The organism is uncultured Kordia sp., assembly GCF_947489565.1.
GTDB lineage: Bacteria > Bacteroidota > Bacteroidia > Flavobacteriales > Flavobacteriaceae > Kordia.
The window spans coordinates 1-14,129 of record NZ_CANLEA010000005.1 but is presented as its reverse complement, the minus strand read 5'-3'; the positions used below and the strand labels follow the sequence as shown (position 1 = coordinate 14,129).

Below are 14,129 nucleotides of genomic sequence, written 5' to 3'. Positions count from 1 at the left end.
TAGAAACACCTGTAAATAGTAAGATTTAGTGTTTTCACCCTATCGTGTTAGTATTTTTACTACAGCGTAAATAAAAAGTTTTTTAAATCGTCTTCTTTGGTAAGTTCCAGTTTTTTCTTGAGTCTGTATCGATGCATTTTAACACTTTTGGGTTCTATGTTTGTTAAGATAGATACTTCTTTGCTCGACAAGTTCATACGTATGTATGCGCATGATTTTAAATCATTGTTTGTTAAGTTGGGAAATTTAGTATTGAGTACTTTAAAGAAGTTTGGATGTACATTATTAAAATGCTTTTGAAACGTTGACCAATTATTATCTAAATTCAATCCGTGTTTTACCAAGTCTTCAAGCTCTTTGATTACATTCGATTTTGGAATACCTGCATCTTTTAATTCATTTAGTTTGCTTCCTAAATTTAAGAGTAATTCATTTTTTTGAAAAGAATTCATCGTCACAGAACTCAATTCTACCGCTTTTAATTCTAATTCCTTTTTTTGTAGTTGGATATCTAAGTCGGCAGCCTTTTTTTCTTTTTTCAGTAAATCTTCTTTAAGTTGGAATCCTTTTCGCTTCATCTTATACCTATTGTATAACAATAACAACGTGATGATGAGTAATACCGAAAAAACAATTGCCCAGTTTCTATATAATTTTGAAACAGCAATATCTTTATCTTTTTGTATTGTTTCTGTTTTTAAAATTTGAATTTCTTTTGCTTTTTTCTCGGCTTCATACTGTTCTTGGTAAAAAGCAACTTTTTCAGAGACACCTTTATTAAACAAACTATCTTTTGTTGTTATATATGCATTGAAGTTTTCATGTGATAGTTCATAATTTTTAAGCTGAAAATACGTATCTGTCAATCCTCTATGTGCATCTACACGATATGCTAAGGAACCTGATTTTTCTGCGGCATCTTTGGCTTGTATATAATATTCATTGGCTTTTTTATATTCTTCTTGCTTGTAATAAAAGCCTCCTAAATTAATAAATGTCATCGCCGCATTTTCAATATCACCTATGCGCACAAATAAATCATTTGCTTTTGTATAATATTCAATAGCTTCTTCTATTTTTTTTTCCGAAGCACTTATATTTCCTAAGTTTGAATATACACCTGCAAGTCCTCTTTTGTCTCGAATTTTTAATGCATATTCTAAATAGTCTTGATAATATGTTTTAGCTTTTGCATAATCATCTGTTTCATAATAAATAGTAGCGATATTATTTATGGAACTAGCTATTAATCTTGGATTTTTAATCTCTTTTCGATATTCGTATGCTTCTTCAAGATATGACAGTGCTTTATCATAATTCTTTAAATTTTTATATAATAACCCTATACCATTTAACGCATCCGAAGTTTCTTTTTGGAGCTTGTTTGACTTGTATATTGGTAAAGCTTTAAAATAGAAGTCTAATGCTTTTTGATACGAACCGTTTTGCCTGTAAAATGAAGCTAAATTATTGTATGACTTTGCGATCGAAATAGAATCATTTGTTTGTATTCGATATTCTAACGACTTTGTATAATTTGCCAAACTCGAATCTACTTTTCCTAATCGTTGGTACAGAATGCCCATATTATTATGAGCATCTCCTTTCTTTTTATAATCAGCAGGAGAAATTAATTCCAAAGACTTTGACCAATACACTTTGGTACTGTCATATTTTCCAGTGTAGAAATACGCTGTACCCAAGTTTTTATAGGAATTTACAAGCCCTTTATTATAATTGAGTTGTTTACTTATCGTAATTGCTTGTGGTAAGTATTCAAATGCCAATCGGATGTTTTTACCAAAGTTCTTTCTACTAAGATCATTAAGAAATAGTACTTTGACAGTGTCATTTTTCATGGATTGCAACTTCAAATTGAGACTATCAACTTGGGCATGCATTTGAAATGATAAAAAGAAGATGAGTAAGGTAGTTTTTTTCATGTTATGAGTTCATATGGTTTGGTGAGTTAGAACTCATCTTTATAACAATTAAAAAAGAATTATTCTATTGTAACAAGATACAAAAAGAAGTTGTTTAAAAAGTATTTCGGACGTCATTTTGAACTTGATTCGGTTTGACGAAGTTTTAACTTTTTAAACAACTTATTTATTTGTTAGTCAATCTTCTGAATCGTTACAATAGCACCTGTTGCATTTTTATCTGCCAGTGTAGAATCGCTCTGTGTTACATCGTCAAAGGCAAATCCATAGTCATCACTATCAATCGCATTTTCATGAATATATTTTGAATACACATTGTAGCAATCTAACGTACTCCCATCTTTTAATGTCATTGTATTCGTATAAAAAACTTTTTCATCTTTATACGTTTTCCAATTTTTACTTTGAGTTTTCGTTGTTGGAGGCATTAAATATAATACGGGATCGGTTATGCTTGGATGTGCTAAAAGTCCAACATTAAAAGCGGCACCTAAATTTTTTGCAGGAACCGATTGTGGTGTATTATTTGGCGCTGCAAATAAATCTTCGCAACCAAAAACACTTCCTTTTATCTGATTACTTCCTGAAGGTTTCGTAAAAGTGATTTTAGGCAATTTTCCACTGCCGTCTTTTTCTGAAAACACAAACTTTCCACCGCTTACAACACCTTCAAAAACGACATCTTGATAGCCTGGATTGAATTTGGCAATCTCAGACATATCTACTTGAATTGATTTCCCTTTTCCTTCCGCATAATATTCCCAAACCGCATCTACATACGATTGAAAACTGGAAGCATCAAAATCATTATCCATTACATTGTTTGAAACCAATGCTTTATTAGGTGCAATAATCCTTAAAATTCCTTCTTTGTTTGGGTTTTGTATAATTTTTGCCCAATTGTCTTTCATTCCAGCTGAAAAAGAACTGAAAACATCCTTTCTACTCTTCGAAAAACCTTTAGGGCCGTTTGTACTTCCGTCTGACAATTTTTCTTGTAATTGTAACGGAACACAGAAGAAATCTACATTCGTAATGTCAATAAACGGGAAACCATCTGTTGGTAAAAACGAAATTTCAAACTTATCATATATCACATTAAAACTAGGATCGGAAGGATTTCCAACATTTGGTGGCGATATCCGATCTGCAAATTTTAAGGCTGCTCCAAAAGAAAGATATACAATTCCTGAGTTTATATTCGGAATGTTAATGACACTCTCTTTAGACGTTCCTATATTTATAGAAGTAGCATTATCACTCCAATCTTTAGTGGTTGGATTGTAAAACTGCTGTTTTTTATTCCCTTTAATGGACGCATTCATTCCTTTTATGGTTACATGTACATCTTCACTTGAACCTGAATTATTTACGATTGTAATTGGAAATGGATTTGGACTACTCATGCAATATGGTTTTAAAAATTAGTTTTTCACAAGTTAAACTAACTATCTCATATTCCGTAGCGTATTTATACGTAATTTAAATTCACAAAAAAAGCCATTGGTTTCCCAATGGCTTTCAACTTATGATAGGTATTAAATAAACTCTACAGGTTTAAAGAGAATCCAACACGAACGTTGGTACCTCTTGTTGTAAATCCTGTAATCTCTGTATATTCCTCATTGAATATATTTGATACTGTTAAGAATCCGCTCCAACGCTTGTTAAACTGGTGATTTACATTTGCTCCAATTAAGTTAAATGATTCCAATGTTACATCTTGGAATGTTGAAAAATCAGTGTCTAAACGCTCAGAAGTGAATTGGTAAGATAGACCTGCATTTGTCTTAGGAGAAAATGCATAGCCTACATTTAAGTTTGCTTTGTGCTTTGGTATACGCAATACTTTTACATCTTTTTTCTCAGTAAATGTATAGTTTGCATCAATCGTTAAGTTTTCAATTGGTGTTGCAGAAACTTCTATTTCCGCACCATTTACTGTAAACTCAGTATCTACATTTTGGTATTCTCCAGCAAATGTTGTGAAATCAGTTACTGTATATTGAATAAAGTTTTCTTCTTTTCTGTTGAAGTATACGGCACTTACGCGTAATTTTTCAGATAACTTTACTTCTACTCCACCTTCTAACGTAGTGTTTTCTTCTGGCTCTAAATTTGGATTTGGTCCAAAGTTTCCAAATAATTGAGATAATGATGGCGCAATAAATGACGTACTGTACGAACCAAATACCTTTGCATATCCTTCACCCAATGGCATACGATACGATGGATTTAAGTTGTATGTAAAGTGTGTTCCGTATTCACTGTGGTTGTTTAAACGTCCACCAGCATTGATATTCAATCCAAAATCAGAAACATATACAACATTAAGATATGGATCTACAATTGAAGAAGATTGCTCTTCTGCAAAAACCGTTTGGTTGTCAATATAGTTCAATCCAACAACGGTATAAAATTGATTGTTGAAATTGTATTTATTATAAATATCTACTGCAATTGTTTCTCCTTCTAACGTTGATGGGAAGTTAGAGAAAAACTCACGATCAATTGTTGTATATGCAGCATTCATGGTAACACTACCATTTTTGTAAGTATATTTTGGAGCAATTCCAAAACGATACTGATCACTTACACCAACAAATTCAGCATCTCCTCTTGGAGAAGAGTTGTCAAAATCGTTCTTAAATTTATCTTGCGAACCAAAAATGCTTACGTTGAATGCATCCGAAAATGTATATCCAACTCTTACATTGGCATTGGTACGAGAAAAACGGTCGCTTTCTGTTCCAATTACAGCCGATAAACCATCAGTGTTTTGGTGACCAAAACTCACCGCATATGTTAAATCATCCACAGTTCCATCAATACGTGCACTGTTTGAAAAATCGTTGATATTATAATCAGAATCATCTTGTGATTGGTTCGTTCCAAAAGAACTATTTACACGCAATGCAATGGTATCTTCAGAAGCTTTTTTAGTCGTAATGCTAATGACTGCAGTTGCTGCACCACTTCCGTATAAAGTACTTGAAGCTCCTTTAATAATTTCGATAGATTCAATTTGATCTAAAGCAACCAAACGTAAATCAAAGTCATTTGCAATAGAAGAAGGATCGTTTACCTGTACGCCATCGATCATAATTAAGACTTGACGGTTGTTTCCTCCACGAACAAAATAACTTAAGTTTTGTCCTGCATTACTTCTACTTCCTAAAATTTCAATTCCACTTTTGGTATTGATTACTTCGGCTACAGTTTTTCCTTGATTTCTTTTAATTTCTTCACTAGAAATGCTAATCACTGTTTTACCAGAGTTTTCACGTTTTAGGGCATGACGTGAATCAGAGATGACAACTTCATCTAATTGTTCAGTTTCGTCTTGTTGTTGTGCAAATACGCCAGTACATGCTAAAAACAAGGCACTAACAGATAGTACTGTTCTTTTCATTTAATTTTCTTTTTATGGGAATAAAGTATGGGTTTCCATACGCAAACTTTTATCCCGAAAGTTTGACATTAATTATGAAAACTGGCAGGTCTCCTGACTTACAATTTGCTATATACCTTCCCGAAAATTCAGTGGTCATGTAGTTATAGCAATTCATTTTGAAATGAAGTACTGAATAATACTCAGTACATGCTTACAGTTGCGGGAACAGTTCAAGACTGAAGGTGTGTTACCTTTTCACTTGATTCCCTTTTAATTCGAGAATAGTAATCTATGCTCGAAACCAAAATTCGGCGCAAAAATAAACATTCTTTTAGAATCTATCTACATAAAGATGAAAATAATAGTATTTTTGAAAAAATTAGCAACCACATTCATGCAATCATTCAAATCTATTTTTTGCCTTTTATTCACCGTATGCACACTTTGTTTTTCGTGTAAATCTGAAAAAAAGGAAACGCCAAAAGAAACACTTCCTACCGAACTAAATGCTGAAAATTCATCAAAAAGTTTAGTGTATGCAAAAAAGTTTTCTGTTGAAAAAACAGGCGATATTACCGTTGTAACAGTATTTTCTCCTTGGCCAGATGCTGAAAAAGATTTTAAATACGCACTTATTCCAAGAGAAAAAGCCGCTGCTATTACTTTAGATCGTACTGCGTATGATGCTATTGTATTAACTCCCATAGAACGTGTAATCGTCACCTCAACCACACATATTCCTACCTTAGAAATGTTGGGTGTTGAACATACCTTAGTAGGTTTTCCACAAACCAATTATATTTCTTCTGAAAAAACACGTGCTTTGATTGATGCTGGAAAAGTAAAAGATATCGGTCAAAATGAACAAATCAATATAGAGTTGCTGATCGATTTACAGCCTGAGCTTGTCATTGGGTTTTCTATCAACAATTCAAATCCGACTTATAAAACCATTCAAAAAGCCAATATTCCCGTAGTGTACAATGGCGATTGGACAGAAGGAACACCTTTGGGAAGAGCTGAATGGATTCACTTTTTTGCGCCTTTCTTTCAAAAAGAAGCCAAAGCCACAGAAGTTTTTAGCAAAATTGAAAAAAATTATTTAGAAGCCAAACAATTAGCGAAAAAAGCTACGACAAAACCTACGATTTTAGCAGGTGCTATGTACAAAGACATTTGGTATTTGCCTGCGGGCGAAAGTTTTCAAGCACAGTATTTAATTGATGCCAATGCTGATTATATTTGGGCAGATTCAGAAGGCACCGGAAGTTTGTCTTTAAGTATTGAAAGTGTATTGGACAAAGCGGCTGATGCAGATATTTGGATTGGTCCAGGACGTTTTAAAACCTATGAAGACATGAAGCAAGCTAGTCGATATTACGCTGAGTTTGCACCTTATAAGCATAAAAAGATTTACAGCACCGCGAATACCGTTGGAAAAACGGGCGGCACCATGTATTATGAATTGGCGCCAACGCGACCAGATATTGTGTTGAAAGATATTATCAAAGCCATTCATCCAGAAATTTTGCCTAACTATCAACCGTTCTTTTTTAAACCATTACTGTAATTGCCTGATCAGAAATCATATCGCGTTACGTTTATTGTGCTGATTCTTGTATTGATCGGTTGTTTTCTGATGAATATTAGTCTGGGTTCTGTTTCTATTTCCTTGGAAGGAATTTTTGCAGCATTTACAGGCGGCGAAATTGAAAAAGAAACTTGGCGAACTACAATTTTAACCATTCGATTGCCCAAAGCTATTGCCGCTATTTTGGTTGGTTTCGGATTGTCCTTAAGTGGTTTGTTGATGCAAACATTATTTCGAAATCCGCTTTCAGGACCTTTTGTTTTAGGATTGAGTTCGGGCGCCAGTTTAGGTGTTGCACTATTGATTATGGGCGCTTCTGCTTTTGGTGGTTTTTTCGGAACCTTATTATTATCCAGTTACAGTTTGGTGATTGCTGCAAGTTTAGGAAGTTTCTTGGTGTTACTTACGGTTATGATTGTTTCTACGCGTGTAAAAGATACCATGTCCATCTTAATTATCGGATTGATGTTTGGAAGTATTACTGCTGCGATTGTAAGCGTGTTAACGTATTTTAGTGATGCGGAAGAATTGAAACAATTTATGATGTGGACTTTAGGTTCATTAGGAAATTTGAGCTGGCAAGAACTGGGAATTTTAAGCGGTTTGATTGTTGGTGGAATTCTGTTAAGCATTGTTTCCATTAAATCATTAAACGCCTTTCTTTTGGGCGAAAATTACGCTCGTAGTTTGGGAATTGATATCAAAAAAGCACGATATACAGTAATTATTGCGACTAGTTTGATGGCAGGAAGTTGTACTGCTTTTGTGGGTCCGATTGCGTTTATCGGATTGGCAATTCCGCATATTACACGTTTGTTTTTTAATACTACGAATCACAAAATCTTAGTTCCGAGTGTCTGCTTAATTGGTGGAATTTTACTGCTGATTTGCGATAGTATTGCACAAGTTCCGTTTAGTGATATTACATTACCTATCAATGCGATTACTTCTATGGTTGGTGCGCCAGTAGTGATTTGGTTGTTGGTACGGAAGCGGAAGATGATTTTTTAATTAGATACGCGTTGCTGTTAGATCGCTTCGCTTTTTAGACTTGTTTCACTCTTAAATCGCTTCGCTTTTTAGACTTGTTTTACTCTTAGATTGCTTCGCTTTTAGACTTGTTTCACTCTTAGATTGCTTCGCTCTTAGACTCGCTGTTGTTTTTAGATGTATTGAATAAAATTATAGATTCAAACTTCTTTTTGAGTGATTTTTGTAAAAATGTATTTTTACTGCGTTCAATAGAACTATCTAGAAATGTTTATTGTTAGAATCGTCTTTGCCTTTAGACTTCCTTCATTCTATGAATTCCTTTTTCCATCTGTCAAAAATACTTTTAATTTCTCTTAAACGAAACTAGCGACCAATTAAGAAAACAGAAGATGATTTTCTGAAAACATCAATAAAATAAAGGGTTTCAAAGATCAAAGCTTTGTAGTAATTCGCGGAATTGTAGGATACATCCTTTTTTTTCTTCCTTTTCTTGTCTTTATTTTGAAGTATTACTAACATATAATAATGCGATAATGAAAACAACAATATCTACTTTACTTTCTGAAGAATTAGACAGCAACACATTAATGCATCTCTTTGGTGGAACAGATACAACTCCAGTAAGTACGAATCCGCACGATTTAATAACTCCAACAAGAAGCGCTAAACCTTATGATAATAATGATGTAGACGACTTATGAGGTGATTGTTAAAAATAAATAAACTCGAATTATGAAAAAACTAAAAACAACAGCATTTACGTTGCTTTCTGAAGAGTTAGACAGCCAAACATTAATGCATCTCGTGGGTGGAGCAAATGCAGCTCCAATTAATAATAATCCGCACGATTTACTAACTCCGACAAGCAGACTTGAACCTTATGGTCCTAGTGACGTAGACGACTTATGAGATAATTGTTAAAAATAAATAAACTCGAATTATGAAAAAACAAAAAACAACGGCATTTACCTTGCTTTCAGAAGAGTTAGACAGCCAAACATTAATGCATCTCGTTGGTGGAGCAAATGCAGCTCCAATAAGCACGAATCCGCATGACTTAATAACTCCTGCTAATAGAGCTAAACCTTATGATGAGGAAGTTATAGATGAATGATAAAACATAAATAAACTACAGATTATGAAAAAACTAAAAACAACGGCATTTACCTTGCTTTCTGAAGAGTTAGACAACCAAACATTAATGCATCTCGTTGGTGGAACAGATGCAACTCCAATATCTACTTTACCACACGATTTAATAACTCCATCACGTAACACTAAACCGTATACTCCTGGTGATCCAGATGAATTATAAAAAATAAAGAAATGAACGTATGAAAAGACAAAAAACAACTGTATTTACATTACTTTCCGAAGAATTGGACAGTCAAACATTAATGAATCTCTTTGGTGGAACAAATGCTGGTCCTGTAAATAACAATCCACATGATTTAATAACTCCGACAAGCAGTGCTAAACCTTATGAAGAAGTTGACGTAGATGATTGGTAAAAACAAATAAATTCAAATTATGAAAAAAGAAAAAACAACAGCATTCACCTTGCTTTCTGAAGAATTAGACAGCCAAACATTAATGAATCTCTTTGGTGGAGCAAACGCACATCCAATACCTACTTTTCCGCACGATTTAATAACTCCTTCTAGAAGTTCTGAACCTTACGATCTTGATGAACCAGAAGAATCTTAAAAACAAATAAGCTCGAATTATGAAAAAACTAAAAACAACAGCATTTACATTGCTTTCAGAAGAATTAGACAACCAAACATTAATGAATCTCGTTGGTGGAGCAAACGCTAGTCCAATTAATAATAATCCGCACGATTTGATTACTCCAACAAGTACATCTAGCCCTTATGAAGGTGGTGACGTAGATGAATGATAAAAATAAATAAACTCAAATTATGAAAACACAAAAAACAACAATATTTACCTTGCTTTCTGAAGAATTAGACAGCCAAACATTAATGAATCTCGTTGGTGGAACAGATGCAACTCCAATACCTACGAATCCGCACGATTTAATAACTCCAGCAAGTAGTTCTGATCCTTATGAAAATGATCCTCCAGAAAAACGTTAATAATAAATAAACTCAAATTATGAAAAAACTAAAAACAACAGCATTTACGTTGCTTTCTGAAGAATTAGACAGCCAAACATTAATGAATCTCATTGGCGGAACAAACGCGAGTCCTGTAAGCACGTATCCGCACGATTTAATCACTCCTTCTAGAAGTTCTGAACCCTACGATAATGATGATCCGGAAGAATCTTAAAACTAAATTAACAGTATGAAAAAGCGCAAAACAACAATATTTACGTTGCTTTCCGAAGAATTAGACAGCAAAAAATTAATGAATCTCTCTGGTGGAGCAAACGCACATCCAATACCAACTTTTCCACACGATTTAATAACTCCATCAAGTAGTTCTGATCCTTATAGTGATGATGATATAGATGAATAATAAAAAATGCTAAAAGAAAAAATTCCCTTATTAATGAATACAAATATTCCTTTCTTTTTAAACATATGTCCACAAAAAATAGCGCAATATCAACATACTATTAAAGTCTGGATTACAGGAAAAATACGCTTTAATTCTAAATTTGCCACGCAAGAAAATATTGAAAATATATACAAAACTAAAGGTTTATCATATCTTTTAGAACGTAGCGAAGGGGATTTTTCATTATGTATTATAGATGGACATACTAAAAAAATGCATCTTGCAACAGATGCATTTTCTACACAACCCATCTATTTCTTTTGGGATGAAACCAACATGGATTTTAGTTGTGCCAATACTATCAGAGCCATTACGCAACAGCATCGTAATTCTCTTCAACTTGATTGGGATCAATTACTGTATAAACGAAAGTCCAATGCTTCTTCAAATACTTTTCCAACGATAGTTGATGGCATCTTTCGAATTCAAGGAAATCGAATAGGAACATTAGATTTTACTAAAAAAACGTGGAACATCACATCTTACCAACGTGAAAACGACATTGATGATGAAGTTGCTGCAAATTATACTGCTTCAGATTTTATTTCGGCTTATCGTGAAAACATCGAACAGTCTGTTTATAAAAGAATAGAAGGACATTCAGAAGTTACGGTTACACTGAGCGGAGGATTCGATTCAAGTATTGTATATGCATTGGCTGCAAAACAAACAAACGTACGAGCCGCTTCTATTTGCACCACCACAAGCCTGCAAAATGAGGAAATAGACAGAGCTAGAGAATTGACATTGCGGGAAGGATCGGATCATTTAATTTTTCCTGTCGGATTTACTGATAAACCTAGTATTGAAGAGTGGATAAAACTAGTGTTTTCCAAAGAAACCATTAGTTGTGGATTTGAAGATTTAGTAAAATCGCAACTTATGCAACAAATGCATGCTGTTTACGGCTCGTCTCAATATGTGTTGAGTGGCATGGGAAGCGATCAATTTAATGGAGGAACTACAACATTAGATTATTCTGAAGAAGGCGAAAATGGTTCGTGGGAAGTGTTTATGAACAATATGTTGCGAAAAAAATGGAAAGATTACAGAGCATCTACATTCAATGATTTCTTTCAGTTTTCATATCATTTTTCAACAATGAATTTTCGGGAAGAACTTTGGCCATTTGGAGATGATGAATGGTTAAATTACTTAAACAAAAACCAAAAATCACTGCAACGAAGAGGTGTGTTTTTAGAAACAAAATTGAGTCAAGCAAATGGATTTCTGATAGGATTTCCTTTTCTAGATACTGCTTCGATTGAACTCCTAAAAAAAATTCCTCTCAAACTTAAAGGAGAATTGCTGTATGATAAGCAAATTTTAAGAGCTGCATTTAAAGATTTATTACCAGCTTCATTTCAAGGCAAACCAAAGTTTTATAGAACTTCAAACGTTGAAGAAAAAGTATTTAGCTACTTAAAAAATGTGATATATCACGATAATTATGCTTTGCTAAAAATAGCGTTTGATTCGTCTCCAGGTTTGCAAGAAAGGTTTACGCTAGCTAAAGTAATTGCGTTTTTAGATGAAACAAAATCAAGTTCGTATTTCCCTTCTTACATATATATTCTTGAACTGATAAATATCGGACTTTTGGAAGGATATTTTTTTGAAGGCAAAAGTTTTGAATTTAAAAAACCCAATCAAAAAACAATTGTATACGATGCTCATGACAAAAAGTTTAACAGAGAAGCTTTAGAATTGCATATTTTTTAGTTGGACTCGTTTTTTGAAATTAGACGTACTATCCTTTTAGATCACTTCGTTCTTAGAGCGCTGTCGCTTTTAGAACGCTTCGCTCTTAGAATGTTAGCGGGTAATCAATTAGAATTATACTTTCAAATTGGCAAACAATAATATTCAAGAGTTTGTAAAGGAAAAAGTTTATACTTAGAAGCAACCATAAAGTAAAAATCCCAACTGACAACAACACAAAGTGACAAACCCAAAAAAAACCGTACTTTTATCATCTCAAAAAATTAGCTTATTTCTAAAACAATTACATATCCAGTATTACAAGCAGCTTCACTAAGTATTGGTTATCAAGACAAAGGAAATACAAAAGTGATTGCAGAAGCGATTGATTTTAAGATTTCGAAAGGGAAATTAGTCGCATTGGTTGGTGCAAACGGAATTGGAAAATCTACGTTATTGCGAACTTTGGCAAAGATTCAGCAACCACTTTCGGGAGAAATTATGTTGCAAAATAAACCGCTTCACTCCTATTCAAATGCGGAATTGGCAAAGGAAATTAGTTTGGTGTTGACAGAACAGATTCCTTCCAAAAATTTAACCGTTATAGAATTGATTGCTTTAGGTCGTCAACCGTATACCAATTGGATTGGAAATCTTTCTAAGAACGATCACGCGATTGTGGAAAGTGCTTTGCAAAAAACAAATCTGCTCGAATTGAAACATCGAAAATGTTATACGTTGAGTGATGGACAATTGCAAAAAGTAATGATTGCTCGTGCGTTGGCGCAAGATACTTCTATGATTATTCTCGATGAGCCCACCACACATTTAGACATGTATCATAAAGCATATGTGTTGAATCTGCTGAAAAAATTAGCACACGATACACAAAAAACGATGTTGTTTTCTACACATGAAATTGATTTGGCGATTCAGTTGTGTGATGAAATGATTGTGATGCATAATGGATCTGTATTTTCGGGAACGCCCTGCAAATTGATTGCAAAAGGTGTTTTTGAACAATTGTTTCCTAACGATTTAATTGTATTTGATGCAAATTCGGGAAGTTTTAAAGTTCAAAATTAATCATCATGAGTACGATCGGCTTGATCAGTTTTTCCATCGCAATTGGTATCAATTCTATCTTTTTATACAATCGAAAAAAACGTTGGAACACATCTTATCTTCGTTGGCTTACAGGAATTATTTTATTTATCATTGCGTTAATTGCTATTTATTTTAAAATAATAGTAGATTCAGATGTTTCTATTTTCATAGGATCATTTAGTGCCGTGTTGATTTATAATACATTCGATGCCATTTTAAAGACAGTAAGCATGCGACTTCATGAAAGAGATTTTTATTTGTGGTTGCGTGGTTCCGATGAAATAAATGATAGTTTACACGGTAAAAATCCACATATTAAACTATCAGACAAAGTATTTTCATTCTTCCTATTAATTTTGATTTTCACAGCGCCGTTTCTAGGTTATTTCTTCAAGCTATAAAAAGAAAAACGCCTTATCAAGCGATAAGACGTTTTTTAAAAACTAACCAACCAAAAAATGTAATACGACTCTCTTTACTCAAGTAACCAGCTCTTTGTACTGTCATCATCGTAATACACAATATATAAGACAACTTCTGTGCCAAAACGTTACACTATTTCCTAAAAAGATTCCGTTTTCTGTTAAAGAAGTAAAAAATGCTGTTAAAGAAAAAACACCTCACAAGCGTGAAGTGTTTTTTTAAACTAAACTAACCAACCAAATGTACTATGACTCTCTTTACGCAAGTAACCAGCTCTTTGTACTGTCATCATCATGGTACATATATTATAATTCAACTTCCGTGCCAAAACGGTATATTATATCTTAAAAAGATGTTGTTTTCTGTTAAAGAATTAAAAAATGCTGTTAAAGAAAAAACACCTCACAAGCGTGAAGTGTTTTTTTAAACTAAACTAACCAACCAAATGTAC

General features: G+C 33.5%; 18 protein-coding genes and 1 riboswitch. Of the genes, 15 read left to right on the top strand and 3 right to left on the bottom strand.

Annotated features, from left to right (window positions below):
- Positions 1–59 precede the first annotated feature (59 nt).
- From Q0845_RS07720 to Q0845_RS07710, 3 genes are all read right to left on the bottom strand, one after another.
- Complete coding sequence (locus tag Q0845_RS07720; protein ID WP_298511424.1) at positions 60–1,943, bottom strand: tetratricopeptide repeat protein; 1,884 nt, start codon at positions 1,941–1,943, stop codon at positions 60–62.
- A 173-nt stretch (positions 1,944–2,116) separates the two neighbouring features.
- Positions 2,117–3,349: a beta-1,3-glucanase family protein gene (locus Q0845_RS07715; RefSeq protein ID WP_298511422.1), complete on the bottom strand. Its 1,233-nt coding sequence runs from the start codon at positions 3,347–3,349 to the stop codon at positions 2,117–2,119.
- A 143-nt stretch (positions 3,350–3,492) separates the two neighbouring features.
- The gene (locus tag Q0845_RS07710; RefSeq protein ID WP_298511420.1) at positions 3,493–5,355 is read right to left on the bottom strand and encodes a TonB-dependent siderophore receptor; all 1,863 of its coding nucleotides are present in this window, start codon (positions 5,353–5,355) and stop codon (positions 3,493–3,495) included.
- A gap of 65 nt (positions 5,356–5,420) precedes the next feature.
- A riboswitch (cobalamin riboswitch) is annotated at positions 5,421–5,658 on the bottom strand.
- Between the two features lie 49 nt (positions 5,659–5,707).
- On the opposite strand from Q0845_RS07710, the gene Q0845_RS07705 reads away from it, so the two are divergent.
- The 15 genes from Q0845_RS07705 (at position 5,708) to Q0845_RS07635 (ending at position 13,656) form a co-directional block, all read left to right on the top strand.
- Entirely contained in the window at positions 5,708–6,907 is a 1,200-nt protein-coding gene (locus Q0845_RS07705; RefSeq protein WP_298511418.1) for an ABC transporter substrate-binding protein, read from the top strand.
- Complete coding sequence (locus tag Q0845_RS07700; RefSeq protein ID WP_298511415.1) at positions 6,908–7,939, top strand: iron ABC transporter permease; 1,032 nt, start codon at positions 6,908–6,910, stop codon at positions 7,937–7,939.
- Positions 7,940–8,454: 515 nt separating this feature from the next.
- Positions 8,455–8,622: a hypothetical protein gene (locus Q0845_RS07695; RefSeq protein WP_298511413.1), complete on the top strand. Its 168-nt coding sequence runs from the start codon at positions 8,455–8,457 to the stop codon at positions 8,620–8,622.
- A 31-nt stretch (positions 8,623–8,653) separates the two neighbouring features.
- Positions 8,654–8,830, top strand: a complete 177-nt coding sequence (locus Q0845_RS07690) for a hypothetical protein (protein WP_298511411.1) — start codon at positions 8,654–8,656, stop codon at positions 8,828–8,830.
- A 31-nt stretch (positions 8,831–8,861) separates the two neighbouring features.
- Complete coding sequence (locus Q0845_RS07685) at positions 8,862–9,035, top strand: hypothetical protein (RefSeq protein WP_298511409.1); 174 nt, start codon at positions 8,862–8,864, stop codon at positions 9,033–9,035.
- A 24-nt stretch (positions 9,036–9,059) separates the two neighbouring features.
- Positions 9,060–9,236 (top strand): hypothetical protein, encoded by a 177-nt coding sequence (locus Q0845_RS07680; protein WP_298511408.1) that lies wholly within the window; start codon positions 9,060–9,062, stop codon positions 9,234–9,236.
- A 19-nt stretch (positions 9,237–9,255) separates the two neighbouring features.
- A complete protein-coding gene (locus Q0845_RS07675) occupies positions 9,256–9,432 on the top strand; it encodes a hypothetical protein (protein ID WP_298511407.1) in 177 nt (58 codons plus the stop codon).
- Between the two features lie 19 nt (positions 9,433–9,451).
- On the top strand, positions 9,452–9,628 hold the full coding sequence (locus Q0845_RS07670) for a hypothetical protein (RefSeq protein ID WP_298511406.1): 177 nt from the start codon (positions 9,452–9,454) through the stop codon (positions 9,626–9,628).
- 19 nt (positions 9,629–9,647) lie between these two features.
- On the top strand, positions 9,648–9,821 hold the full coding sequence (locus tag Q0845_RS07665) for a hypothetical protein (protein ID WP_298511404.1): 174 nt from the start codon (positions 9,648–9,650) through the stop codon (positions 9,819–9,821).
- Between the two features lie 22 nt (positions 9,822–9,843).
- The gene (locus tag Q0845_RS07660) at positions 9,844–10,020 is read left to right on the top strand and encodes a hypothetical protein (RefSeq protein WP_298511402.1); all 177 of its coding nucleotides are present in this window, start codon (positions 9,844–9,846) and stop codon (positions 10,018–10,020) included.
- 19 nt (positions 10,021–10,039) lie between these two features.
- Entirely contained in the window at positions 10,040–10,216 is a 177-nt protein-coding gene (locus Q0845_RS07655; RefSeq protein ID WP_298511400.1) for a hypothetical protein, read from the top strand.
- A 15-nt stretch (positions 10,217–10,231) separates the two neighbouring features.
- Positions 10,232–10,405 carry a hypothetical protein gene (locus Q0845_RS07650; protein WP_298511398.1) on the top strand — a complete coding sequence of 58 codons (174 nt, stop codon included), beginning with the start codon at positions 10,232–10,234 and terminating at the stop codon, positions 10,403–10,405.
- Between the two features lie 6 nt (positions 10,406–10,411).
- Entirely contained in the window at positions 10,412–12,169 is a 1,758-nt protein-coding gene (locus Q0845_RS07645; RefSeq protein WP_298511396.1) for an asparagine synthase-related protein, read from the top strand.
- A gap of 348 nt (positions 12,170–12,517) precedes the next feature.
- Positions 12,518–13,234 (top strand): ABC transporter ATP-binding protein, encoded by a 717-nt coding sequence (locus tag Q0845_RS07640; RefSeq protein ID WP_298511394.1) that lies wholly within the window; start codon positions 12,518–12,520, stop codon positions 13,232–13,234.
- A 5-nt stretch (positions 13,235–13,239) separates the two neighbouring features.
- Positions 13,240–13,656, top strand: a complete 417-nt coding sequence (locus Q0845_RS07635) for a hypothetical protein (protein WP_298511392.1) — start codon at positions 13,240–13,242, stop codon at positions 13,654–13,656.
- Positions 13,657–14,129 lie beyond the last annotated feature (473 nt).

What these genes read in the sequence shown, in the direction of transcription:
- Q0845_RS07670 (WP_298511406.1), top strand. Translation starts at nt 9,452, where the DNA reads ATGAAAAAAGAAAAAACAACAGCATTCACCTTGCTTTCTGAAGAATTA.
- Q0845_RS07690 (WP_298511411.1), top strand. Translation starts at nt 8,654, where the DNA reads ATGAAAAAACTAAAAACAACAGCATTTACGTTGCTTTCTGAAGAGTTA.
- Q0845_RS07650 (WP_298511398.1), top strand. Translation starts at nt 10,232, where the DNA reads ATGAAAAAGCGCAAAACAACAATATTTACGTTGCTTTCCGAAGAATTA.
- Q0845_RS07645 (WP_298511396.1), top strand. Translation starts at nt 10,412, where the DNA reads ATGCTAAAAGAAAAAATTCCCTTATTAATGAATACAAATATTCCTTTC.
- Q0845_RS07720 (WP_298511424.1), bottom strand. Translation starts at nt 1,943, where the DNA reads ATGAAAAAAACTACCTTACTCATCTTCTTTTTATCATTTCAAATGCAT.
- Q0845_RS07680 (WP_298511408.1), top strand. Translation starts at nt 9,060, where the DNA reads ATGAAAAAACTAAAAACAACGGCATTTACCTTGCTTTCTGAAGAGTTA.
- Q0845_RS07685 (WP_298511409.1), top strand. Translation starts at nt 8,862, where the DNA reads ATGAAAAAACAAAAAACAACGGCATTTACCTTGCTTTCAGAAGAGTTA.
- Q0845_RS07660 (WP_298511402.1), top strand. Translation starts at nt 9,844, where the DNA reads ATGAAAACACAAAAAACAACAATATTTACCTTGCTTTCTGAAGAATTA.
- Q0845_RS07710 (WP_298511420.1), bottom strand. Translation starts at nt 5,355, where the DNA reads ATGAAAAGAACAGTACTATCTGTTAGTGCCTTGTTTTTAGCATGTACT.
- Q0845_RS07665 (WP_298511404.1), top strand. Translation starts at nt 9,648, where the DNA reads ATGAAAAAACTAAAAACAACAGCATTTACATTGCTTTCAGAAGAATTA.
- Q0845_RS07695 (WP_298511413.1), top strand. Translation starts at nt 8,455, where the DNA reads ATGAAAACAACAATATCTACTTTACTTTCTGAAGAATTAGACAGCAAC.
- Q0845_RS07655 (WP_298511400.1), top strand. Translation starts at nt 10,040, where the DNA reads ATGAAAAAACTAAAAACAACAGCATTTACGTTGCTTTCTGAAGAATTA.
- Q0845_RS07635 (WP_298511392.1), top strand. Translation starts at nt 13,240, where the DNA reads ATGAGTACGATCGGCTTGATCAGTTTTTCCATCGCAATTGGTATCAAT.
- Q0845_RS07715 (WP_298511422.1), bottom strand. Translation starts at nt 3,349, where the DNA reads ATGAGTAGTCCAAATCCATTTCCAATTACAATCGTAAATAATTCAGGT.
- Q0845_RS07675 (WP_298511407.1), top strand. Translation starts at nt 9,256, where the DNA reads ATGAAAAGACAAAAAACAACTGTATTTACATTACTTTCCGAAGAATTG.